19 protein-coding genes are annotated in these 22,918 nt (G+C 67.7%); 17 read left to right on the top strand and 2 right to left on the bottom strand.

Annotation, left to right across the window (positions count from 1 at the left end):
- The first annotated feature begins 36 nt into the window (after positions 1-36).
- From tsaB to FOB72_RS07875, 4 genes are read left to right on the top strand one after another with little or no spacing between them, the layout of a single operon-like run.
- Entirely contained in the window at positions 37-807 is a 771-nt protein-coding gene (gene tsaB, locus FOB72_RS07890) for a tRNA (adenosine(37)-N6)-threonylcarbamoyltransferase complex dimerization subunit type 1 TsaB (protein WP_150372018.1), read from the top strand.
- Positions 804-1,343: a ribosomal protein S18-alanine N-acetyltransferase gene (gene rimI, locus FOB72_RS07885; protein WP_411859817.1), complete on the top strand. Its 540-nt coding sequence runs from the start codon at positions 804-806 to the stop codon at positions 1,341-1,343. The genes tsaB and rimI overlap by 4 nt, the downstream gene beginning before the upstream one ends.
- Positions 1,340-2,185, top strand: coding sequence for a uracil-DNA glycosylase (locus FOB72_RS07880; RefSeq protein WP_411859816.1), 846 nt, complete (start codon positions 1,340-1,342; stop codon positions 2,183-2,185). Before rimI ends, FOB72_RS07880 begins: the two co-directional genes overlap by 4 nt.
- Positions 2,166-3,335 (top strand): DUF1853 family protein, encoded by a 1,170-nt coding sequence (locus FOB72_RS07875; protein WP_150372017.1) that lies wholly within the window; start codon positions 2,166-2,168, stop codon positions 3,333-3,335. Before FOB72_RS07880 ends, FOB72_RS07875 begins: the two co-directional genes overlap by 20 nt.
- A 40-nt stretch (positions 3,336-3,375) precedes the next feature.
- On the opposite strand, the gene lplT is transcribed toward FOB72_RS07875, so the two are convergent.
- Positions 3,376-4,695, bottom strand: a complete 1,320-nt coding sequence (gene lplT / locus FOB72_RS07870) for a lysophospholipid transporter LplT (RefSeq protein WP_150372016.1) — start codon at positions 4,693-4,695, stop codon at positions 3,376-3,378.
- A gap of 482 nt (positions 4,696-5,177) precedes the next feature.
- Here lplT and alr point away from each other — a divergent pair, with 482 nt between their 5' ends.
- The 6 genes from alr to FOB72_RS07840 all read left to right on the top strand — a co-directional run bounded on the left by alr (position 5,178) and on the right by FOB72_RS07840 (position 12,313).
- Complete coding sequence (gene alr, locus FOB72_RS07865; protein WP_150372015.1) at positions 5,178-6,284, top strand: alanine racemase; 1,107 nt, start codon at positions 5,178-5,180, stop codon at positions 6,282-6,284.
- Between the two features lie 15 nt (positions 6,285-6,299).
- Positions 6,300-7,667, top strand: a complete 1,368-nt coding sequence (radA, locus tag FOB72_RS07860; protein WP_150372014.1) for a DNA repair protein RadA — start codon at positions 6,300-6,302, stop codon at positions 7,665-7,667.
- A complete protein-coding gene (locus FOB72_RS07855; protein WP_150372013.1) occupies positions 7,667-8,410 on the top strand; it encodes a GntR family transcriptional regulator in 744 nt (247 codons plus the stop codon). Before radA ends, FOB72_RS07855 begins: the two co-directional genes overlap by 1 nt.
- 310 nt (positions 8,411-8,720) lie before the next feature.
- Positions 8,721-10,295, top strand: coding sequence for a gamma-glutamyltransferase family protein (locus tag FOB72_RS07850; RefSeq protein WP_150372012.1), 1,575 nt, complete (start codon positions 8,721-8,723; stop codon positions 10,293-10,295).
- Between the two features lie 86 nt (positions 10,296-10,381).
- Positions 10,382-11,668 (top strand): oxalate/formate MFS antiporter, encoded by a 1,287-nt coding sequence (gene oxlT / locus FOB72_RS07845; protein ID WP_150372011.1) that lies wholly within the window; start codon positions 10,382-10,384, stop codon positions 11,666-11,668.
- Between the two features lie 159 nt (positions 11,669-11,827).
- The gene (locus FOB72_RS07840; protein WP_150372010.1) at positions 11,828-12,313 is read left to right on the top strand and encodes a disulfide bond formation protein B; all 486 of its coding nucleotides are present in this window, start codon (positions 11,828-11,830) and stop codon (positions 12,311-12,313) included.
- Positions 12,314-12,337: 24 nt separating this feature from the next.
- Here the strand turns inward: FOB72_RS07840 and FOB72_RS07835 are convergent, their stop codons facing one another.
- Positions 12,338-14,260, bottom strand: a complete 1,923-nt coding sequence (locus FOB72_RS07835) for an ATP-binding cassette domain-containing protein (RefSeq protein WP_150372009.1) — start codon at positions 14,258-14,260, stop codon at positions 12,338-12,340.
- Positions 14,261-14,542: 282 nt separating this feature from the next.
- Between FOB72_RS07835 and FOB72_RS07830 the strand changes: the two genes are divergently transcribed.
- The 7 genes from FOB72_RS07830 to FOB72_RS07800 are packed head-to-tail and all read left to right on the top strand — an operon-like array spanning position 14,543 to position 22,918.
- A complete protein-coding gene (locus FOB72_RS07830; RefSeq protein ID WP_150372008.1) occupies positions 14,543-15,481 on the top strand; it encodes a MurR/RpiR family transcriptional regulator in 939 nt (312 codons plus the stop codon).
- Between the two features lie 13 nt (positions 15,482-15,494).
- Positions 15,495-16,469 carry an isoaspartyl peptidase/L-asparaginase family protein gene (locus FOB72_RS07825; protein WP_150372007.1) on the top strand — a complete coding sequence of 325 codons (975 nt, stop codon included), beginning with the start codon at positions 15,495-15,497 and terminating at the stop codon, positions 16,467-16,469.
- A gap of 2 nt (positions 16,470-16,471) precedes the next feature.
- Positions 16,472-18,364 (top strand): dipeptide ABC transporter ATP-binding protein, encoded by a 1,893-nt coding sequence (locus FOB72_RS07820; RefSeq protein ID WP_150372006.1) that lies wholly within the window; start codon positions 16,472-16,474, stop codon positions 18,362-18,364.
- 32 nt (positions 18,365-18,396) lie between these two features.
- On the top strand, positions 18,397-19,953 hold the full coding sequence (gene gsiB, locus FOB72_RS07815) for a glutathione ABC transporter substrate-binding protein GsiB (RefSeq protein ID WP_150372005.1): 1,557 nt from the start codon (positions 18,397-18,399) through the stop codon (positions 19,951-19,953).
- 59 nt (positions 19,954-20,012) lie between these two features.
- Complete coding sequence (gene gsiC, locus FOB72_RS07810; RefSeq protein ID WP_150372004.1) at positions 20,013-20,933, top strand: glutathione ABC transporter permease GsiC; 921 nt, start codon at positions 20,013-20,015, stop codon at positions 20,931-20,933.
- Between the two features lie 11 nt (positions 20,934-20,944).
- Positions 20,945-21,868 carry a glutathione ABC transporter permease GsiD gene (gsiD, locus tag FOB72_RS07805; RefSeq protein ID WP_150372003.1) on the top strand — a complete coding sequence of 308 codons (924 nt, stop codon included), beginning with the start codon at positions 20,945-20,947 and terminating at the stop codon, positions 21,866-21,868.
- Positions 21,869-21,874: 6 nt separating this feature from the next.
- On the top strand, positions 21,875-22,918 hold the full coding sequence (locus FOB72_RS07800) for a P1 family peptidase (protein ID WP_150372002.1): 1,044 nt from the start codon (positions 21,875-21,877) through the stop codon (positions 22,916-22,918).

Below are 22,918 nucleotides of genomic sequence, written 5' to 3'. Positions count from 1 at the left end.
GCGCCTTGTCGCGGGGACAACGGATACAATCGCGGCATGTCCTGGATTCTTGCTGTCGAGACCTCCACAGAGTGGTGCTCCGTCGCACTGGGGCGCGCCGCGAACGATGGCGACGCCCCGTGTGTCTTTCGTCATGACCACACGGGCCCGCGCTCGTCCTCGCGCGTGCTGCCGGCGGTCGCCGAAGTGCTGGCCGAGGCCGGCGTGCGGCTGGCCGACTGCGCGGCCATCGCGTTCGGCGCCGGGCCCGGCTCGTTCACGGGCCTGCGCACCGCGTGCGGCGTGGCCCAGGGCCTCGCGTTCGGGGCCGAATTGCCCGTCATTCCCGTCAATACGCTGATGGCCTGTGCCGAGGCCGCGCGGACGCTGGCGTCCGCGGCGTCGCCATTGCCCGCCGGCATGCCGGTGCTGGTAACGCTCGACGCGCGCATGGACGAGGTCTACTCGGGCACGTTCGCCTGGGATGACGCGGCTGGAGAATGGCGGGTGACCGGCCCGATCGGCGTCGGTCCCGCGGAGGCGGTGGTCCGGCCGGAGGGCACGTACTGGATCGCGGGCAATGCGATGGCGGTGTTCGGCGAGCGGCTGGCGGTCGCGGCCGGTGCCGCGCGGCAGGTGCCCGACGCGATGCCCGATGCGCGCGCGCTGGTTTCGATTGCCCAACGCGCGCTGGCGCGCGGCGAGACCATCGATGCGGCCGACGCGATGCCGATCTATCTGCGCGACAAGGTGGCGCAGACGATCGTCGAGCGCGAGGCGGTTGCCGCGGCCAAGGCCGCGGCGCTGGCGGCGGGGAGCGCGTCGTGAGTGCCGCGCTCCAGCCGTTTGCCGATGGCGCCTGGCCCGATGTGCCGGTCATGCCCGTGCTGCCGGACGGCTGGCGGCTGGGGCGGATGAGCGCGCTGGATCTGTCGGCGGTGGCAGAGATCGAGCAGCGGGCCTATAGCCATCCGTGGACGCGCGGCAATTTCGAGAATTCGCTCAAGGCGGGCCATCTGGGCCTGACGATGCGCGATCCGACGCATGCGCTCGTCGGCTATGCGGTGCTGATGCCCGTGGTCGATGAGATGCATCTGCTCAATATCACGATCGATCCGCGGCGCCAGCGGCAGGGGCTGGGCCGCATGCTGCTGGGCGTGGCGCTTGCCACGTCGCACGATCATCGGCTTTTTACGATGCTGCTCGAGGTGCGGCCTTCGAATACCGGGGCCATTACGTTGTATCAGGAAGCCGGGTTTGTGGAGATTGGCCGCCGGCGCGGGTACTATCCGGCCGCGGCGCAGGGGCGCGAGGATGCGCTCGTCATGCGGCGTAGCTGGCAGGGCGAGGAGGCGGCGCCATGAAGGAGAACGTGGTGGACCGTCGTGCGCAGTTTCTGGAGGTGCTTGGGATTCGCACCGAGTGGCTGCCGAAGGGGATGCCGAAGGGGATGCCGAAGGGGATGCCGGTTGGGGCAGCAACATCTGCGCGCGAGGCCGTGCAGGCCGACAACGTCGCGCAGCCCGTGCCGATGGCGGACGCCGGGCCGCGCGGTGCGGCACACCAGCCCATCCCCGAGGACGCGCCCGCGGTGGCGCGAGTCAGCCCGGTCGTGCCGCAGCGCGCGGCGGAGATCGCGGCCATGGACTGGGCCGCGCTCGAGGCGAGCGTGTCCGGCTGCACGGCCTGCGGCCTGTGCGAGTCCCGCACGAATACCGTGCTCGGCGTGGGCGACCGCGCCGCCGAATGGATGCTCGTGGGCGAGGCCCCGGGCCAGAACGAGGACCTGCAGGGCGAGCCGTTCGTCGGCCAGGCCGGCAAGCTGCTCGACAATATGCTCGGCGCGCTGAACCTCGCGCGCGGGCACAACGTGTTCATTGCCAATGTCCTCAAGTGCCGGCCGCCCGAGAATCGCGACCCCGCGCCGAACGAGGTCGAGCAATGCGAGCCTTATCTGCGCCGGCAGATCGCGCTGATCCGGCCGAAGGTCATCGTCGTGCTGGGCCGGTTTGCCGCGCAGTCCCTGCTGCGCACGACCACGCCGATCGGCAAGCTGCGTGGCACGGTGCACGAATACGAGGGCATTCCGGTCGTGGTGACCTATCACCCGGCCTACCTGCTGCGCACGCTGACCGACAAGGCACGCGCGTGGGAGGATCTGTGCCTGGCACGCGAGGTCCACGATCGTGCGGGAGCTCAAGCCTGACCTCGCGCATGCCCTGAGCCCCGGCGGACCGGCACTGGCCGGACCCGACGGGGTGGGCGAGGTGTGGCCGCTGTGGCGCTACGCGGCGTCGCAGCGGGTGCGGGATCTGGCATGGTGCTCGCTGGCACCGCCGCTGCTGTCGCGCCTGCCCATGGCCGAGCCTGCCTTTCATCTGGCGCATTGGCCCGCCGAATCCCGCGCCGCGTGGGTTCGCTGGCTCGCCGCGGCCGATCCGGCCACGCTGCCCGAAACCATCGCCGAACTCGCGGACCAGCGCGGGGCCGGGGAGCGCCTCGCGGGCGGCAGCGCGCGGGGAGCCGGGCACGGCGCGCGTGCCGCCAACCGCAGCCTGCGGCTCGGCCGCCATGCCGAGCGGCTGCTCCAGTTTGCGCTGTCCCATGCCCCGGGCCTCGAACTGCTCGCCGCCAACGTGCCCGTGCGGCATCGTCACGATCACGGTATCCGTACGCTGGGCGAGCTGGACTTCGTCTGGCGCGACCCCGTGCGCGACGAAGTGGTGCATTGGGAAATGGCCACCAAGTTCTACCTGCATGTGGACACGGGTGCGGCGACGCCGTGCCTTCGGGCCTTTGTCGGCCCGAACCTCGTGGACCGCCTTGGCGACAAGCTCGAGCATATCGTCCGGCGGCAGCTGCCGCTTGGCGACACCCCGGAAGCGCGTGCGGCGCTGGGCCGCGGGATCGACCGCGGCGAGGTCTATCTGCTGGGCTGGCTGTTCTATCGAGATGGGGTATTGCCACCGGGCCTCGACGCGCTCGGCATCGCGCCCGATCATCTGCGCGGCTGGTGGTCGACGCTCGATGCGTGGGCCGCGCGGGCGGCGGCACGACCCGCCTCGCGCTGGTGCCGGCTGTCGCGCGCGGACTGGCTGTCCGCCATGCGGGTGGACGTTGCGGCGCCGGCCGGCGAACTCGTGTTCGAGGAGGTTTCAGCGCTGCGGGCCGCGCTGGCCACGCGGTTCGACGATCCGGATCCGGAGCAAAGCTGGCGGCGGGAGGCGCCCGTCATGCTGTGCGAACTCGCCCCCGCCGGCCCGCATGGGCACGAGGGGTGGATCGAGATTTCGCGGGGATTCGTCGTGCCGGAAGGCTGGGAAGCGCGGGCCGTGGAGCGCGTGGGGCGCCCGTAGTCGCGGCAGCTCGGCCGGGGCATTGCCCGGCCATGCCATTTCAGTGGTGCTTGTCCTCGCCGATCATCGCCAGCGAATTGAACGTGCGCACGTTATAGCGGTGGAGCCGCATCACCAGGTACATCGTGATGCAGATAAACAGGCCCAGCGCGATGATCACGAAACCGATCGGGCAGTTGAGCTTGATAAGCAGCGCATACAGGCACAGCATCAGCAGCACCGACACATTCTCGTTGAAGTTCTGCACCGCGATCGAGTGGCCCGCCGACAGCAGCACGTGCCCGCGGTGCTGGAGCAGCGCGTTCATCGGCACCACGAAGTAACCGGACATCGCCCCGACGATCGCCAGGAACACATAGGCGATGGCCATATACAGCGGCATGTGCCAGCCCATCAGGTCGAGGGTCACGGCCGGCATCGCGTCCTTCGTGTAGAACGCCATCAGCATCACGGTGGCACCCATGGCCACGCCGAACGGCAGCACCGACAGCGACCGCTTGAGCGGAATGCGCGCGGCCGCGAGAATCGCGCCGACGGCCACACCGACAGCCACCACGGCCTGCAACAGCGCTCCCTGCGACAGGTTGAGCCCCAGCGAATGCTCGGCCCACTTGAGCACGATGAACTGGAGCGTGGCACCCACCCCCCAGAACAGCGTGGTCACGGCCAGCGAGATCTGGCCCAGCTTGTCGCGCCACAGCGCCACGAAGCAGTCGCCGAACTCGGCGATCAGCTTGATCGGGTTCTTTTCCTGCGCGGGATAGCGCGCGCCGGTGTCGGGAATAAAGACATTGAAGATGGACGCGATCAGGTAGCACAGCATGATCACGACCATGGCCGCCTCGGCCGGGGTGTTGATGCCGGTATCGATATACGGCACGTCGAGGCGCAGCAGGATATCGGACACATGCACCGAGATCAGCGCGCCGCCGACCACGGTGCCGAGGATGATCGACCCGACCGTGAGGCCCTCGATCCAGCCGTTGGCCATCACGAGTTTCTCGGGGGGCAGCAGTTCGGTAAGGATGCCGTACTTGGCCGGCGAGTAGGCCGCGGCGCCAAAGCCGACGATCCCGTAGGCCAGCAGCGGGTGCAACCCGAACATCATGATGGCGCAACCGACGATCTTGATGGCATTCGTGATGAGCATCACGCGGCCCTTCGGCATCGAATCCGCGAACGCGCCGACGAACGCGGCGAGGACGACATAGGAGAGCACGAAGAACAGCTTGAGCAGCGGCGTCATCCACTGCGGGGAATGCAACTCGGTAAGAAGGGCGATGGCTGCGATGAGCAGCGCATTGTCGGCCAGCGACGAGAAAAACTGCGCGGCCATGATGGTATAGAAACCCTTCTTCATACTGTCGACTTTGTCTCCATCGCGGGCGGGCAGGGAAGCTGGCACGGCGGCCGTGTCAAAGTGGGGCGGATGCGTGACATTTGCTCGCCGGGAGGCTTGCCGAACCGTCATAGACATATTGCTTCACTTATAAAACATGGCCTGAGCGTCCGGCTTTATATCACGAAAACGCGACATTTCAGCACACTCGCGGACGGCCTTTTTGACAGCGGGTGGCGGAATCGATTCCCGGAATCCGCATCCAACTGTGTTCAAATACCGGCTGCGCGGCGCGCGCCCGGATGTGGCCTGTAGCCCCCGGGCGGCGATGCCAGCCACCACCGTATGGATCACGGTCTGTAAAACGTTGGGCACTTGCGGGGCGGTGACGGGGTCTACCCTGATGACCGCGCCGCCGGAGAGCGGCTTTCCACCTCGCCGCTTTCCAGCGCCAGCTTTCCAACGGACCAGCCATTGCCGTGGATGTTCCAACAATCTTTACCATGCCAAGACCCATCCAAGCTGTTATCCACCAGCCCGCCCTCGCCAACAACCTCGAGGTCGTGCGCGGCCGCGCGCCCGGTGCGCGCGTCTGGGCCGTGGTCAAGGCCAATGCTTACGGACACGGCATTCGCCGGGCGTTCGCGGGCCTGCGGGGCGCCGACGGGTTCGGGCTGCTGGACCTCAACGAGGCCGTTCTGCTGCGCGACCTGGGCTGGCAGGGCCCGATCCTGCTGCTCGAGGGCTTCTTCCAGCCGCAGGACGTGGCCCTGATCGAGCAGTACCGGCTGACCACGGCCGTCCATAACGAAGAGCAGCTGCGCATGCTCGAAGTCGCGCGCCCCAGGGGGCCGCTGGCGCTGCAGCTGAAGCTCAATACGGGCATGAACCGGCTCGGCTTCCGCCCGGCGCAGTACCGCACCGCGTGGGAGCGCGCGCGCACGATGTCGTGCGTGGGCAGCATCGTCCATATGACCCATTTCTCGGACGCGGACGGCCCGCGCGGTATCGCCCACCAGATCGAGGCGTTCGACGCCGCCACGGCGAACCTGCCGGGCGAGGCCAGCCTGTCCAATTCGGCGGCCGTGCTGTGGCACCCCGAGGCGCACCGCGCCTGGGTGCGGCCCGGTGTGATCCTTTATGGTGCCTCGCCGAGCGGCCGCTCGGCCGATATCGCCGACACCGGATTGCAGCCCGCGATGTCGTTGCATAGCGAGCTGATCGCCGTGCAGGACCTGCAGGTCGGCGAGACCGTCGGCTATGGCTCCCTGTATACAGCGGAGCGGCCGATGCGGATCGGCGTGGTCGCGTGCGGGTATGCCGACGGCTACCCGCGCCACGCCAGCGGCTGGGGCGAACTACGCGCGCCGGTGCTCGTCGATGGCGTGCGCACCGAACTCGTGGGCCGCGTGTCGATGGATATGCTGTGCGTGGACCTGACGCCGTGCCCGAAGGCGCGCGTCGGTTCGCCGGTCACGCTGTGGGGTCACGGGCTGCCGATCGACGACGTGGCCGCGGCCAGCGGCACGGTCGGCTACGAGCTGATGTGCGCGCTGGCGCCGCGCGTCCCGACGACTGTCGCCACCATTACCGGTGCGCCGGAAGCTTAACGAGGGAAGTCGAGCTTGGCCAAGATCAAGACTGTCTACACATGCACGGAATGCGGCGGCACCACGCCGCGCTGGCAGGGCCAGTGCCCGCATTGCCAGCAATGGAACACGCTGGTCGAGAGCGTGGCCGATACGGGCTCCACGGCCGCGCGCCGGTTTCAGCCGCTGGCGGCCTCGGCCGTCGTGCGCAAGCTGTCCGAGATCGATGCGGCCGATGTGCCGCGTTTCTCGAGCGGGATCGATGAATTCGACCGCGTGCTCGGCGGCGGCCTCGTGGCCGGCGGCGTGGTGCTGATCGGCGGCGATCCCGGTATCGGCAAATCGACGCTGCTGCTGCAGGCGCTGGCCAATCTGGCCGGCGAGCGCCGCGTGCTTTATGTGAGCGGCGAGGAATCGGGCGCGCAGATCGCGCTGCGCGCGCAGCGGCTGGGCGTGGAAAGCCCGTCCCTGGGACTGCTGCCCGAGATCCAGCTGGAGAAGATCCAGGCCGCGCTGGATGCGGAGAAGCCCGAAGTGGCGGTGATCGACTCGATCCAGACGCTGTATTCGGAGGCGCTGACCTCGGCACCGGGCTCGGTGGCGCAGGTGCGCGAATGCGCGGCGCAGCTGACGCGCATTGCCAAGAGCAGCGGCATCACGATCATCCTCGTCGGCCACGTGACCAAGGAGGGCAGCCTCGCCGGTCCGCGCGTGCTCGAGCATATCGTCGATACGGTGCTGTATTTCGAAGGGGACACGCATTCCTCGCACCGGTTGATCCGCGCGTTCAAGAACCGCTTTGGCGCGGTCAACGAACTGGGCGTGTTCGCGATGACGGAGAAGGGACTGCGCGGCATCAGCAATCCGTCCGCGCTGTTCCTGTCGCAGCATGAGGAATCGGTGCCCGGCTCGTGCGTGCTCGTGACGCAGGAGGGCACGCGTCCGCTGCTGGTGGAGGTGCAGGCGCTGGTGGACGCCGCGGGCTCGCCGAATCCGCGGCGGCTGGCGGTCGGTCTGGAGCAGAACCGGCTGGCGATGCTGCTGGCCGTGCTGCACCGGCATGCGGGCATCGCGTGTTTCGATCAGGACGTGTTCCTCAACGCGGTGGGCGGGGTGAAGATCACCGAGCCGGCCGCCGACCTGGCCGTGCTGCTGTCGATCCATTCGTCGATGCGCAACAAGCCGTTGCCGCGCGGCCTCGTCGTGTTCGGCGAGGTCGGGCTGGCCGGCGAGATTCGTCCGAGCCCGCGCGGGCAGGAGCGCCTGAAGGAAGCGGCCAAGCTCGGTTTCACGGTGGCCGTGATTCCGAAGGCCAACGCGCCGAAGCAGGCCATCGACGGGCTCGAGGTGATCGCGGTGGAGCGCATCGAGCAGGCGATCGACCGCGTGCGGCACCTCGAATAATGACCGCGCGCGCCGACCGGCCGTCGCGTTCGCACGCGGCCTACCAGAGCCTGCGCGACGATATCTTCGCGTTCCGGCTGCTGCCCGGCGACCGCTTTACCGAGAACGATGTGGCCGAACGGCTCGGCATCTCGCGCACGCCCGTGCGCGAGGCGCTGCTGCGGTTGCAGGGCGATGGCCTCGTGCGTGGCTATTACCGCAATGGCTGGGAGGTGGTGCCGCTCGACCTGGCGCGCTTCGAGGCCCTGTACGAGCTGCGCACGATGCTGGAGACACATGCGGTCATGCGCCTATGCGGTGGCGGGGCGTCGGACGACGCCGCGGTCGCGAAGCTTGTGGCCGAGCTCGGTGCGATCTGGCGCGTGCCGGTGGCCGAACGGCTCGACGACGGCCAGCGCGTGGCCGAGCTCGACGAGGCGTTTCATCTGTCGATCGTCCATGCGGCCGGCAACCCCGAGGCCGCGGCCGTGCATCAGCAGGTGACGGACCGCATCCGCATCATCCGACGGCTCGACTTTGCGTTCGGCACGCGCATCGCGCTGACCTACGACGAACATGGCGCGATTCTCGCCGCGCTGGACGCGCGCGATGGCGCGCGGGCGGTCGCGCTGCTGTCCGCGCATATCGAGGATGGCCGCGCCGAAGTGAGCCGCCTGACGACGGAACGGCTCGAGCAGGCCCGCACCAGCCTTGTGCGGCCCGAAGGCGCGAACGCACCTGCACGGCGCAGGCGTTTCGGCTGACGGGCGGTCCCGGCCCATCTTTGTCGCGGCAACCGTGACGCGCATGGCGCGGCCTCTCCTCCGTCGCACACACCGTCTCTCCCATCCCGGCCATCCCGGCAATAGCCGCCTTTGCGGCCATGGGGGCCCCTTGCGGGGCCGCCCGGGCCGTGCGCCCGCGCCTCGCAGCCTGTGACCTGACGCGTCGCGCGTAACCGGCCATCGCCTTTGGCACACATGTTGCAATCGATACCGCAGGAAATTTATGTATACATAAATCGCGGATCGTCCTGTGAGCTTTCATCTTCAACCCAGTCGCGGCAGCCGCGGCATGGCCGTTGCCCCGCACGCGCTGGCCGCGCAGAGCGCGGCGGCCATTCTGCGCGAGGGCGGCAATGCCGTGGAGGCGATGGTCGCCGCGGCGGCAACCATCGCGGTGGTCTACCCGCACATGAACAGCATCGGCGGCGACGGCTTCTGGCTGATCGGACGGCCGGGCGAGGCGCCGCGCGGGCTCGAGGCCTGCGGCGCGGCCGCGGGCGCGGCGACCATCGCGCGCTATCGGGAGGCGGGCTTCGACCGTGTGCCCACGCGCGGCGGCATGGCCGCGAATACCGTGGCGGGCACCATTTCCGGCTGGCATGCCGCGCTCGAATGGTCGCGCGAAGCGCTCGGCGGACGCCTGCCGCGCACGCGCCTGCTGGCCGACGCCATCGCCTATGCGCGCGATGGCGTGCCGATGACGCAAAGCCAGGCCGCATGCGTCGCGCTCAAGGCGGACGAATTGCACGATATGCCGGGGTTTGCGGCGACGTTCCTGTCGCGCGGGCTGCCGAAGGCGGGCCAGCGTTTCCGGCAGCCGCGCCTTGCCGCCACGCTCGAGCAGCTTGCGCAGGCGGGCTTCGACGATTTCTATCGCGGCGACCTGGCGCGCACGCTCGCCGGCGAACTCGGCGACGTGGGCAGCCCGCTGTCGCTGGCCGACCTGCAGGCGCATCGCGCGGTCTGGAAGACGCCGCTCGCGCTCGCGCATTCGCGCGGCACGGTCTACAACATGCCGCCGCCCACGCAGGGCCTCGTGTCGCTGCTGATTCTCGGGCAACTCGACCGGCTCGCGCCTGACAACGGCCTGGGCACGGACCCCAACGGTCCGGCCTTCGTGCATGCATGCGTGGAGGCCACCAAGCAGGCGTTCCGCGTGCGCGACCGCCATATCACCGACCCCGCCTATATGGAGGTCGACGTGCGCGATCTGCTCGCGCCGCCGTGGCTCGATGCCGCGGCCGCGCGCATCCGTCCCGATGCGGTGCTGCCGTGGGGCGAGGGCATGGGGCCGGCCGACACCGTGTGGATGGGCGCGATCGATCGCAACGGCGTGGCCGTCAGCTTTATCCAGAGCATCTATCACGAGTTCGGCAGCGGCATCGTGCTGCCGGTCTCCGGCGTCAACTGGCAGAACCGCGGTTGCAGCTTCTCTCTCGATGCAGAGGCGCGCAATCCGCTGATGCCGGGGCGCAAGCCGTTCCACACGCTGAACCCCGCCATGGCGCGGCTGAACGACGGCCGCACGCTCGTCTACGGAAACATGGGCGGCGACGGCCAGCCGCAATCGCAGTCGGCCGTGTTCTCGCGCATCGTCCATTACGGCATGCATCCGCAGGCCGCGATCGATGCGCCGCGCTGGCTGCTCGGCCGCACGTGGGGCCAGACCAGCGACACGCTCAAGCTCGAGTCACGCTTTCCCGAGGCCACGCAGCACGCGCTGCGCGCGCTGGGGCACGACGTGGAGATCCTGCTGCCGTACGACGAGACGATGGGCCATGCGGGCGCGATCGTGCTCGGCGCCGATGGGCTCTACGAGGGCGGCAGCGATCCGCGCAGCGACGGCGCGGCCGTGGGGTGGTAGCGGGGCGCCGGCCCAGGTTTCCGCCGCGCGCCGACCGGCGCGCGGCTTTTCTTGAAGTCCGTCTGACAGTGTGAAGGAGTAGTTCGATGCGTACCGTTGCTGAAGGTGCGGCGCTTCCGGCGTCGCAGGCATTGCCGCTGGCGCGCACGCGCTGGATACAGTTGTTGCTGGGCCTCGCCTGCATGATGGCGATCTCGAGCCCGCAATACGTCTGGACGCTGTTCACCAAGCCGCTCTCGGCCAAGCTTGGCGTGCCGCTGTCCGAATTGCAGATCACGTTCTCGATGCTGATCGTGCTGCAGACGTTCTTTTCGCCGTTCCAGGGCGCGCTGATCGAGCGCTTCGGCCCACGCCGGCTGATCGCGCTCGGCACGGTGCTCGCGGGCCTCAGCTGGGTGCTCGCTTCGCAGGCGCAGACCGTGGGCATGCTGTATCTGAGCTATGGCATCGTGGGCGGCCTCGGTACCGGCATCGTCTACGTCGGCGTGGTCGGCCAGATGGTGCGCTGGTTCCCCGATCGCCGCGGGTTTGCGGTGGGCATGGTCGCGGCCGGCTATGGCATGGGCGCGATCGTGACGACGTTCCCGATTGCGGCATCGCTGGCCGGCAAGGGCCTCGAGTCCACGCTGTGGCAGTTCGGCCTGCTGTTCGCGGCGATCGGTTTCGTCGCCTCGCAGGGGCTTCGCGCGCCGGCTGCCGGCGACGTGCTGCCGGCAGCGTCGTCGCAGGTGACGTCCAACGTCGCGGACGTGCCGACGCGCACGATGCTGAAGACGCCGCTGTTCTATCTGCTGTTCGCGATGATGACGATGATGTCGACGTCGGGCCTGATGGTCACGTCGCAGATGGCCGCGTTCGCCAAGGACTTCGGCGTGTCCAACGCCGTGGTGTTCGGCATGGCCGCGCTGCCGCTCGCGCTGACCATCGACCGCCTGACCAACGGGCTGACGCGGCCGCTGTTCGGCTGGGTCTCGGACAAGTGGGGGCGCGAAAACACGATGTGCTTCGCGTTTGCACTGGAAGCCGTGGCCATGACGCTGTGGCTGCTGACGCGCGAGAACGCGGTGCTGTTCGTGCTGCTGTCGGGCGTGGTGTTCCTCGGCTGGGGCGAAATCTTCTCGCTGTTCCCGTCGACGCTGACCGATACCTTCGGCACGAAGTACGCCACGACGAATTACGGCTGGCTCTATATCTCGCAGGGCATCGGCTCGATTTTCGGCGGTCCGCTCGCGGCGCTGATGCACGAGCGCATGGGCAGCTGGATGCCGGTGTTCGGCGTGGCCATCGCGCTCGACATCATCACGGCCGTGCTGGCGATCGCCATCCTCAAGCCGTGGCGCCGCCGGTATCTGTCGGCGCAGACGGCAGCGTGACGGGACGCTGACAGGATGTTCGCGGGGCACTGCGGCAATCCGCCGCAGCGCCCCGCGCGGTGTTTGTCCGTGCGGTCCGAACGCGGACGGGAAAATCGGCCATAATGCGCGTCGAAACGTTCGTCATGCCTCGCATGACTTTCCCTGTATTCGATGCCCATGCAAGCCAATTCCCGAGCTTACTTTCTGCTGATCGCGTTCCTTTCTTTCGGCGCGGTCGCGTTCGCCGTTTACCTGCAGATGGCCGAGGGCTACCAGCCCTGTCCGCTCTGCATCATGCAGCGCTTTGCGTTCCTCGGTATCGGCATCTTCTCGCTGCTCGCGGTCGTCGCGCAGAACACGCGCACGCTGTGGCAGGGGCTCGGCATGCTGTCGGGCGTCGCGGGCATCGCGGTGGCGGGGTATCACGTGTCGCTGTTGCTGAACCCGAAGGCATCGTGCGGTATCGATCCGCTCGAGAACTGGGTCAACCAGCTGCCGACCGCGCGGGTGCTGCCGCAGCTGTTCTACTCGGATGGCCTCTGCACGGCGGAATTGCCGCCGATTCTGGGGCTGTCGATTCCGGCGTGGTCGTTGATCTGGCTTGTGAGTCTGACGCTGACTCTCGCGGTCGGCCTGATTCGCCGCGAAAAGCATTTCCGGTAATCGGTAAGGGAGACCGCTTCAAAACTACAGAATTTGTTCGATCTGTTCCTGTAGTTCCAGCCAGCGTTCTTCCAGCGTCTCAAGTTCGCCAGTGACCTCGCCCTGGCGCTTGAGCATCTCCATCAGCTTCGCCTTGTTGGCCTCCGCGTAGCTCGACTCGTCGGCCATGAACGCGTCGATGGCGTCCTTGTCGGCCTGCAGCACGGCCATCCGCTTCTCGATTTTCTCGACTTCCTTCGTCAGCGGCTTGCGCAGCTGCGCGAGGCGCTGGCGTTCGTCGGCCTCCGCGCGGCGCTGGTCCTTGCGGTTCACCGCCGGCGCCGCGTCGGTCGCATGCGCGGCCGTGGCGGCGTTGCGCTTCGCGGCCGCCTGTTGCAGCAGCCAGTCCCGATAGTCGTCGAGGTCGCCGTCGAACGGCCGGATCGTGCCGTCGGCCACGAGCATGAACTGGTCCGACGTGGCCCGCAGCAGGTGACGGTCGTGCGAGACGAGAATCAGCGTGCCTTCGAACTGCGCCAAAGCCATGGTCAGGGCTTCGCGCGTGTCGAGGTCCAGGTGGTTGGTCGGTTCGTCGAGCAGCAGCAGGTTGGGCTTCTGCCAGACGATCAGCGCCAGCGCGAGGCGCGCCTTTTCGCCGCCCGAAAACGGTTCGATCGGCGCGGTGGCCATGTCGCCGCGGAAATTGAAGCTGCCGAGGAAGTCGCGCAGTTCCTGCTCGCGCGTATCGGGCGCGAGGCGCGCCAGATGCTGGAGCGGGGAATCGTGATCGCGCAGCGTTTCCAGCTGATGCTGGGCAAAGTAGCCGATGACGAGGCCCTTGCCGTGGCGCAGCGTACCCTTCATCGGATCCTGCGTGCCCGCGAGCGTCTTCACCAGCGTGGACTTGCCCTGGCCGTTGGCGCCGAGCAGGCCGATACGCTGGCCGTTCTGGATCGACAGCGCCAGATTGTGCAGGATCGTGACGGGCGGCTGCGCGTCGGGGTAGCCGCAATCCACGCCGTCGAGCACCATCATCGGGTTCGGGGCGGACTCGGGTTCGCGGAATTCGAATGCGAAGCCCGCGGCGGCGTGCACGGGCGCCAGGCGCTCCATGCGTTCGAGGGCCTTGACGCGGCTCTGGGCCTGTCGGGCCTTCGTCGCCTTGGCCTTGAAGCGCGTGATGAACGATTCGAGATGCGCGATTTCCTTCTGCTGGCGCGCATAGGCGGCCTGCTGCAGCGCCATCTGCTGCAGGCGCAGCGTCTCGAACTGCGTGTAGTTGCCGCCGTAGCGATTGAGCTTCAGATGCTCGATATGGACCGTGACCGTGCAGATGGCGTCGAGGAACTCGCGGTCGTGCGAGATCATGACCAGCGTTCCGGGATAGCGCGCGAGCCAGTCTTCGAGCCAGACGATGGCGTCGAGGTCCAGGTGGTTGGTCGGTTCGTCGAGCAGCAGCAGGTCGGACGGGCACATCAGGGCCTGCGCGAGGTTCAGGCGCATGCGCCAGCCGCCCGAGAAGGACGAGACCGGTTGCGAGACCTGCGCGAGCGTGAAACCGAGACCCAGCAGCAGCGCCTCCGCGCGCGAGCTTGCCGTGTAGCCGTCGGCGTCGGCATAGGCGGCATGCGCCTCGCCCTCGGCGGCGCCGTCGCCCGAGGCCTGTGCCGCGGCGATGCGCGCTTCGATCTCGCGCAGACGGGTGTCGCCGTCGATCGTATAGTCCACCGCGCTGCGCGAGACGGCCGGGGTTTCCTGCGCGACGTGGGCGATGCGCCAGCTTGCGGGGATGAATACGTCGCCGCCATCGGGGTGCAGGTCGCCGCGCAGCATCGAGAACAGCGTCGACTTGCCGCTGCCGTTGGCCCCGACGAGGCCTACCCGTTCGCCGGGGTTCAGCGTCACGCTGGTATGGTCGAACAGCACCTTGGTGCCGCGCTGGAGGACAAGCTGGTCGATTCGGATCACGGGAAGACGGGCGATGGACGGTGAGGCAGGGCGGCATTGTAGCGCGGCGCGGCGCTGTGCCCGGCGTATAGGGGATTACCCGTATTCGGGTTCGCCGGGGTTCTCCTGGTATGCCGTTTGCGTGTAAATTTATTTACATGAACTGGCGCACGAGGAAAGTGCCTTTTCATCAGGCATGCTTTCCTGAAGCTTCCGATCGGTCCCAATATTGGTGCGGACCGTTCCTTGGACCCAAGTCTTGCACCAGATTGAAGCCTGCCCGCCCGCAGGATATTACCCCCCATGCACGAAGGTCTGTCGATTTCCGAGCGTATCGCCCGTAGCCTGCCCACGCTGACGCCCGCGCATCAGCGTATGGCCAGCTATGTGCTGGACAACCTGTTCCGCGCCGCGACGATGCGTATCGACGAATTCGCGACCGCGGTCGATGTCTCGGTGGCCACCGCGAACCGCTTTGCGCGCGCGCTCGGGTTCGAAGGGTACCCGCAGTTCCGCGCCGAACTCGTGCGCGGATTCGAGGCGACGCTCGCGCCCGTGGAGCGGCTGCGCACGGAACTGGAACGGCCGTCGTCCGTGGCCGACGTCATCGCCGCCGCGCTCGAAGACGGCGCGCGCAATCTGGAAGCCACGCGCCGCTCGCTCGATGCCGATGCCTGCGAGCGCGCCGTCGATGCCATTCTCGGCGCCGAGCGCGTCTACGTGATGGGCTTCGGCGCGAGCGGTTTCCTCGCCGGCCTGCTGCAGCACGGCCTCGAGATGCATTGCCGCATGGTCACCTCGGTGTCCAACGCGGGCGGTGCCTCGCACGCGGCCCGGCAACTGTTCAAGCTGCAGCCGCAGGACCTCGTGATCGCCATCGCCTTCCCGCGCTACGTCGCGGACTCGATGCTGCTGGCCCAGCGCGTGAAGGCGCACGGCGGCCGCCTGCTCGCCCTGACGGACGGCCCGACCTCGCCGCTGGCGCCGCTTGCCGATATCGCGCTGTATGCGAACGCGGGCAACCGGCTGTCGGCGAACTCCGATGCCACGGTGCTCGCGCTGATCGAGGCGCTGTGCGGTGCGGTGGCCTATCGCTCGGCGCGTTCGGTGAAGGCCGCGGCCGAGATGACCGAATTCCTGCTGCCATGGCTGTATGGCGCGCCCGGCGCGCGCAGCGATGACCGCGACACGCAATCCCGGCAAGGCGCCTCGCGTCCTGCCGCCCCGAAATCTCCTGACTGAGTTACCCGTACAGATGAATTCCGCTGTCATTGCCATTCACGGTGGCGCCGGCACGATTACCCGCGCCGCGATGGACGCGCAACGCGAACGCGAATACACCGAAGCGCTCGAACACGTGCTGCGCGAAGGCCAGCGCGTGCTGACCGCCGGCGGCAGCGCGCTCGACGCGGTGACCGAGGCCGTGCGCCTGCTCGAGGAATGCCCGCTGTTCAACGCGGGCAAGGGCGCCGTGCTCACGCACGCGGGCACCTATGAACTCGATGCCTCCGTGATGGACGGCGCGACGCTGAACGCGGGCGCGATTACCTGCGTCAAGCGCGTGCGCAACCCGGTACTGGCCGCGCGCGCGGTGCTCGAGCACAGCGAACACGTGCTGTTCGCGGGCGAGGGCGCGGAAGCGTTCGCCGAGGCGCAGGGCCTCGAGCTCGTATCCCCCGATTATTACTTCACGCAGGCGCGTCACGACCAGTGGCTGCGCGCGCGTGCGTCTGCCGGCATGGCACTGCTCGACCACGACGCGGCCGCGCTGGCCGCGCAGGCGAAGGCCGGCGGTACGGACCCGATCGATCCGGACCGCAAGTTCGGCACGGTGGGCGCGGTGGCGCGCGACGCGCAGGGCAACCTCGCGGCAGCAACGTCCACGGGCGGCGTGACCAACAAGCAGGTGGGCCGCGTCGGCGATACGCCGGTGTTCGGCGCCGGCTGCTACGCGGACGATGTGGCCGCGGTGTCCGCCACGGGCACGGGCGAGATGTTCATCCGTACGGTGGCGGCCTACGACGTCGCCGCGCAGATGCGCTATGCGGGCCTGTCGCTCGAAGAGGCCGCGCGCCGCGTGGTCATGGAAAAACTGCCCGCGATCAACGGCCGTGGCGGCCTGATCGCGGTGGATCGCGCGGGCAACGTCACGTTGCCGTTCAATACCGAAGGCATGTACCGCGGCATCGCGCGCGTGGGCGAGCCCGTCAACGTCTGGATTTACGGTTGAGCATGAATTCTCGAATCCCTCCCTCCGGCCTCGTGCTGCCGCCCGAACGCGTGGTCGCCGTGCGCGGCCTCACGGTGCGCTTTGCGACCAGCGAGCGCAGCGTGGAAGCCGTGCGCAACCTGTCGTTCCACGTCGATCGCGGTGAAACGCTGGCCGTGGTCGGCGAATCGGGCTCCGGCAAGTCCGTCACGTCGCTGGCGCTGATGCGCCTGGTCGAACACGGCGGCGGCCGCATCGTGAGCGGCAGCATGTCCCTGCGCCGCCGCAGCGGCGATGTCATCGACCTCGTCAACGCCAACGATGCCACGCTGCGCAGCGTGCGCGGCGCGGACGTGGCGATGATCTTCCAGGAGCCGATGACCTCGCTGAACCCGGTGTTCCCGGTCGGCGAGCAGATTGCCGAATCCATCCGCCTGCATCAGGGCATGAGCCGCTCGGCCGCGCGTGCCGAGGCACTGCGCATGCTCGAACTCGTGCGCATTCCCGAAGCGCGCCGCGTGCTGGACCGCTTTCCGCACCAGCTGTCGGGCGGCATGCGCCAGCGCGTGATGATCGCGATGGCGCTGTCATGCAAGCCGGCGCTGCTGATCGCCGACGAGCCGACCACGGCGCTCGACGTGACCATTCAGGCCGAGATCCTGCAGCTGATCCGCAACCTGCAGGCCGAGATGCACATGGGCGTGGTCTTCATCACGCACGACATGGGCGTGGTGGCCGAGGTGGCCGACCGCGTGCTCGTGATGTACCGCGGCGAGAAAGTCGAAGAAGGCGCGTCGGACGACGTGTTCCATACGCCCGCGCATCCGTACACGCGCGCGCTGCTGTCGGCCGTGCCGAAGCTCGGCGCGATGACGGGGACCGAGCTGCCGGCCAAGTTCCCGCTCGTGCAGGTCAACGACGCGGCGGGCCCCGTGGTGGAGATTCCGCAGGACACCGTGGCGCAGGACGCCGAGCCGATCCTGCGCGTGCGCGACCTCGTCACGCGCTTCGATGTGCCGGGCGGCATGTTCGGCCGCGTCACGCGCCGCGTGCACGCGGTGGAGCAGGTGAGCTTCGACCTGTACCCGGGCGAGACGCTCGCGCTGGTCGGCGAGTCCGGCTGCGGCAAGTCCACGACGGGCCGTTCGCTGCTGCGCCTGGTGAACGCACAGAGCGGCACCATCGAATTCGCGGGCCAGAACATCAGCCAGATGCAGGGCTCCGCGCTCCAGAGCCTGCGCCGCAATATCCAGTTCATCTTCCAGGATCCGTTCGCGTCGCTGGACCCGCGCGTGCCCGTGGGCTACTCGATCATGGAACCGCTGCTCGTGCACAAGGTGGCGAGCGGCAAGGAAGCCGAGAAGCGCGTGGCGTGGCTGCTGGAGAAGGTGGGCCTCACGCCCGAGCAGGCCGGCCGCTATCCGCACGAGTTCTCGGGCGGCCAGCGCCAGCGCATCTGCATCGCGCGCGCGCTCGCGCTGAACCCGAAGGTCGTGGTCGCCGACGAGTCGGTGTCCGCGCTGGACGTCTCGATCCAGGCGCAGATCGTCAATCTGATGCTCGACCTGCAGCGCGAGCTCGGTGTGGCGTTCCTGTTCATCTCCCACGACATGGCCGTGGTGGAGCGCGTGAGCCATCGCGTGGCCGTGATGTATCTGGGCCAGATCGTCGAGATCGGCCCGCGCCGCGCGATCTTCGAGAATCCGCAGCACCCGTACACCAGGAAGCTGATGTCGGCGGTGCCGATCGCCGATCCGGCGCGCCGCCACCTGAAGCGCGAACCGCTGTCCGATGAAATCCCCAGCCCGATCCGCGCGGTCGGCGACGAGCCCGTGGTGAAGCCACTGGTGCCCGTCTCCGGCAGCGGCGCGCATGGACATTATGTCGCCCGCCATCCGGTCGGCGGCGCCTACTGAAGTTTGTGGTACTTCCACCAGGAGAAAGAAGAATGACTATCCGTATGGTTTCGCCCAGGCTGTTTGCCGGCGCCGTTGCAGCAGGCGCTCTGGGCATGCTCGGTGCGAGCCCCGCGTTTGCCGCCAAGGACGCCGTGATGGCCGTGGACTCCACGTTCACCACGCTCGATCCGTACGATTCGAACGACACGCTGTCGCAGGCGGTGACCAAGTCGTTCTACCAGGGCTTGTTCGGCCTGGACAAGGACCTCAAGCTCGTCAACGTGCTGGCCGAAAGCTACGAAGCCAGCAAGGACGGCCTGACCTACACGATCAAGCTCAAGAAGGGCGTGAAGTTCCATGACGGCACCACGTTCGACGCGAACGCCGTCAAGGCCAACTTCGACCGCGTGATCGACCCGGCCAACAAGCTCAAGCGCTACACGCTGTTCAACCGCGTGGCCAAGACCGACGTGGTGGACGCCAACACGGTCAAGATCACGCTGAAGGAGCCGTTCTCGCCGTTCATCAACGTGCTGTCGCATCCGTCGGCCGTGATGATCTCGCCGACCGCGCTCAAGAAGTGGGGCAAGGAAATCGCGTTCCATCCGGTGGGCACGGGTCCGTTCGAGTTCGTCGAGTGGAAGCAGACCGATTACCTGAAGGGCAAGAAGTTCGCGGGCTACTGGAAGACCGGCTATCCGAAGATCGACTCGATCACGTGGAAGCCCGTGGTGGACAACAACACGCGCGCCGCGGTCATGCAGACCGGCGAAGCCGACTTTGCGTTCCGCATTCCGTTCGAGCAGGCCGCCGTGCTGAAGACGAGCCCGAAGGTGGACCTGATCGACGCGCCGTCGATCATCGCGCGCTACATCTCGTTCAACACGCAGGTAAAGCCGTTCAACGACCCGAAGGTGCGCCAGGCCATCAACTACGCGATCAACAAGGACGCGCTGGCCAAGGTGGCGTTCGCAGGCTACGCCACGCCGTCCGAAGGCGTGGTGCCCGCCGGCGTGGACTATGCCGAGAAGCTGGGCCCCTGGCCGTACGATCCGGCCAAGGCGCGCGAGCTGCTGAAGGAAGCCGGCTACCCGAACGGCTTCGAGACCACGCTGTGGTCCGCGTATAACCACACCACCGCGCAGAAGGTGATCCAGTTCGTGCAGCAGCAGCTGCAGCAGGTCGGCATCAAGGCCAGCGTGCAGGCACTGGAAGCCGGCCAGCGCGTGGAAAAGGTGGAGAGCGTGCAGAAGCCGGAAGACGCTGGCGTGCGCCTCTACTACGTGGGCTGGTCGTCGTCGACCGGTGAGTCGGACTGGGCGCTGCGTCCGCTGCTGGCCTCGGAATCGATGCCGCCGAAGCTGCTGAACACCGCGTACTACAAGAACGACCAGGTGGATGCCGATATCGCCGGCGCGCTGCGTACGACCGACCGCGCCGAGAAGGCCCGTCTGTACAAGGACGCGCAGGAGCGTATCTGGAAGGATGCACCGTGGGCGTTCCTCGTGACCGAGAAGGTGCTGTTCGCGCGTGCGAAGCGCCTGTCGGGTGCGTACGCGATGCCTGACGGCTCGTTCAACTTCGACGAGATCGACATCAAGCAGTAAGCGGTAGGCATGACCCCTCCCCCATGGGGGGAGGGGAGCAATTACAACAAGAGTTCTCGATGCTGAATTACTTCCTCAAACGATGCCTGGGCGTGATTCCGACACTGCTGCTGGTGGCGGTGATGGTGTTCCTGTTCGTCCATATGCTGCCCGGCGATCCGGCGCGGCTGGCAGCCGGCCCCGAAGCCGACCAGGCGACCGTGGAGCTCGTGCGCAAGGACCTGGGTCTCGACCGTCCGATGCACGAACAGTTCGTCCGGTTCTTCTCGAACGCGCTGCAGGGAGAATTCGGCACGTCGCTGCGGACCAAGCGTCCCGTCAGCGAGGAAATTGGCGAGCGCTTCCTGCCCACCCTCTATCTGACGCTGACGTCGATGGCATGGGCGGTGGTGTTCGGCATGACCATCGGTATCGGCTCGGCGGTATTCCGCAACAAGTGGCCCGATCGCCTGGGCATGACGCTCGCGGTGTCGGGCATCTCGTTCCCCGCGTTCGCGCTGGGCATGCTGCTGATGGAAGTGTTCTCGGTCCAGCTGGGCTGGCTGCCGTCGATCGGCGCCGATAGCTGGAAGCATTACATCCTGCCGTCGCTGACGCTCGGCGCCGCCGTGGCCGCCGTGATGGCGCGCTTCACGCGGGCCTCGTTCATCGAAGTGCTGCAGGAAGACTTCGTGCGCACCGCGCGCGCCAAGGGTGTGCGCGAGACGGTCGTGGTGGTCAAGCACACGCTGCGCAACGCGATGATTCCCGTCGTGACGATGATGGGCCTGCAGTTCGGCTTTCTGCTGGGCGGCTCGATCCTCGTCGAAAAGGTGTTCAACTGGCCCGGCCTCGGCCGCCTGCTCGTCGACGCCGTGGAGATGCGCGACTACCCGGTCATTCAGGCCGAGGTGCTGCTGTTCTCGCTCGAATTCATCTTGATCAACCTCGTGGTGGACCTGCTCTACACGGTGATCAATCCTGCTATCCGTTACAAATAAGGGAGGCCGGCATGTCTGATATCTCTACGCCAGCCAGTTCCGGTTCGCACGAAGCGGCCACCGTCAATCCATTTTCGCGCGAGCGCGTGCGCACGCCGTGGACGGAGTTCTGGCGCAAGTTCCGCAAGCAGCATCTCGCCATCGCCGCCGGGGCGTTCGTGCTGATGCTCGTCGTCATCGCGGTGCTCGCGCCTTATATCGTGCCGTACGATCCGGAGAACTACTTCGACTACGACTCGCTGAACGCGGGGCCGTCGGTCGCGCACTGGATGGGCGTCGACTCGCTCGGCCGCGATATCTTCAGCCGCATCATCGCGGGCACGCGTATCTCGCTGGCCGCGGGCTTCTTCTCGGTGATCATCGGTGCGATCATCGGCACCGTGCTGGGCCTGCTGGCCGGCTACTACGAAGGCTGGTGGGACCGCATCGTGACGCGGATCTCGGACGTGCTGTTCGCGTTCCCGGGCATTCTGCTCGCCATCGGCATCGTGGCCATTCTCGGCAACGGCATGACCAACGTGATCTTCGCGGTCGCGGTGTTCAGCATTCCGGCGTTCGCGCGGCTCGTGCGCGGCAACACGCTGATGCTCAAGCAGCTGACGTACGTGGAGGCCGCGCGCAGTATCGGCGCGTCCGACTGGACCATCCTGATGCGGCATATCCTGCCGGGCACCGTGTCGTCGATCGTCGTCTACTTCTCGATGCGTATCGGCACGTCGATCATCACGGCCGCGGGCCTGTCGTTCCTGGGCCTTGGCGCGCAGCCGCCGACCCCGGAATGGGGCGCGATGCTCAACGAGGCGCGGGCCGACATGGTGACCGCGCCGCATGTGGCGATCTTCCCGAGCGTGGCGATCTTCCTGACCGTGCTGGCGTTCAACCTGCTCGGCGACGGCCTGCGCGACGCGCTGGATCCGAAGATCGATCGTCGCTGATCGGTGATGACCCTTTCGAACCCGCCGCGCATCGGGCCACTGCCTTCGGGGCCGCGCGATGCGATCACCGATGTGGCCGGCGTGACCGTCGGCCACTGCACGCTTGCGCACGATGCCTGCCAGACCGGGGTGACGGTCGTGCGGCCGCATGGCGGCAACGTCTATACCGACAAGGTGCCCGCCGCGGCGTCGGTGCTCAACGGCTTTGGCAAGAGCATCGGCCTCGTGCAGGTGGACGAGCTCGGCGTGCTGGAGACGCCGATCGCGCTGACCAATACGTTCTCCGTGGGGGCGGTGGCGCAGGCGCAGATCCGCGCGGCGATTGCCGACAATCCCGAGATCGGCCGCGCGTGGCCCACGGTCAATCCGCTCGTGTTCGAGTGCAATGACGGGTACCTGAACGATATCCAGGCGATGGTGGTCGCGGGCGACCACTATGCGCGCGCGCTGAGTGGGGCCGGTGCCGATGTGGCGCAGGGCGCGATCGGCGCGGGGCGCGGGATGTCGTCGTTTGGGGTGAAGGGGGGAATCGGCACGGCCTCGCGCGTGGTGTCGTGCGATGGCCGGCACGATGGCGAACGGTACACCGTCGGCGCGCTCGTGTTGTCCAACTTCGGCACGCCGGAGTCGCTGATACTCGCCGGCGAACACGTGGGCGCGCGGCTGGCCGCGAAGCTGGCCGAACAGACGGCGGCGCCGGAAAAGGGCTCGATCATCATGGTCGTTGCCACCGACGCGCCGCTCGATGCGCGGCAGCTGCGGCGTTTGTCGCTGCGTGCCGGCGCGGGCCTTGCGCGCACGGGTTCGGTGTTCGGGCATGGCTCTGGGGATATCGCGTTCGCGTTTTCCACGGCCTACACGGTGCCGCATGGCACCGACGCGCCCATGCCGGCCGTTGCCATGCTCCACGAGTCGCGGCTCGATCCATTGTTCCGCGCGGCCGCCGACAGCGTCGAGCAGGCCATTGTCCATGCACTGTGGCACGCCGAAGCCGTGACCGGCCGCGACGGCCATCGCCGCGCCGCATTGCGAGAGATGCTCGCATTTTGA

It is taken from the genome of Cupriavidus pauculus (assembly GCF_008693385.1).
Lineage (GTDB): Bacteria > Pseudomonadota > Gammaproteobacteria > Burkholderiales > Burkholderiaceae > Cupriavidus > Cupriavidus pauculus_D.
The sequence above is the reverse complement of the archived record's forward strand: the minus strand, read 5'-3'. Positions and strand labels throughout refer to the sequence as shown.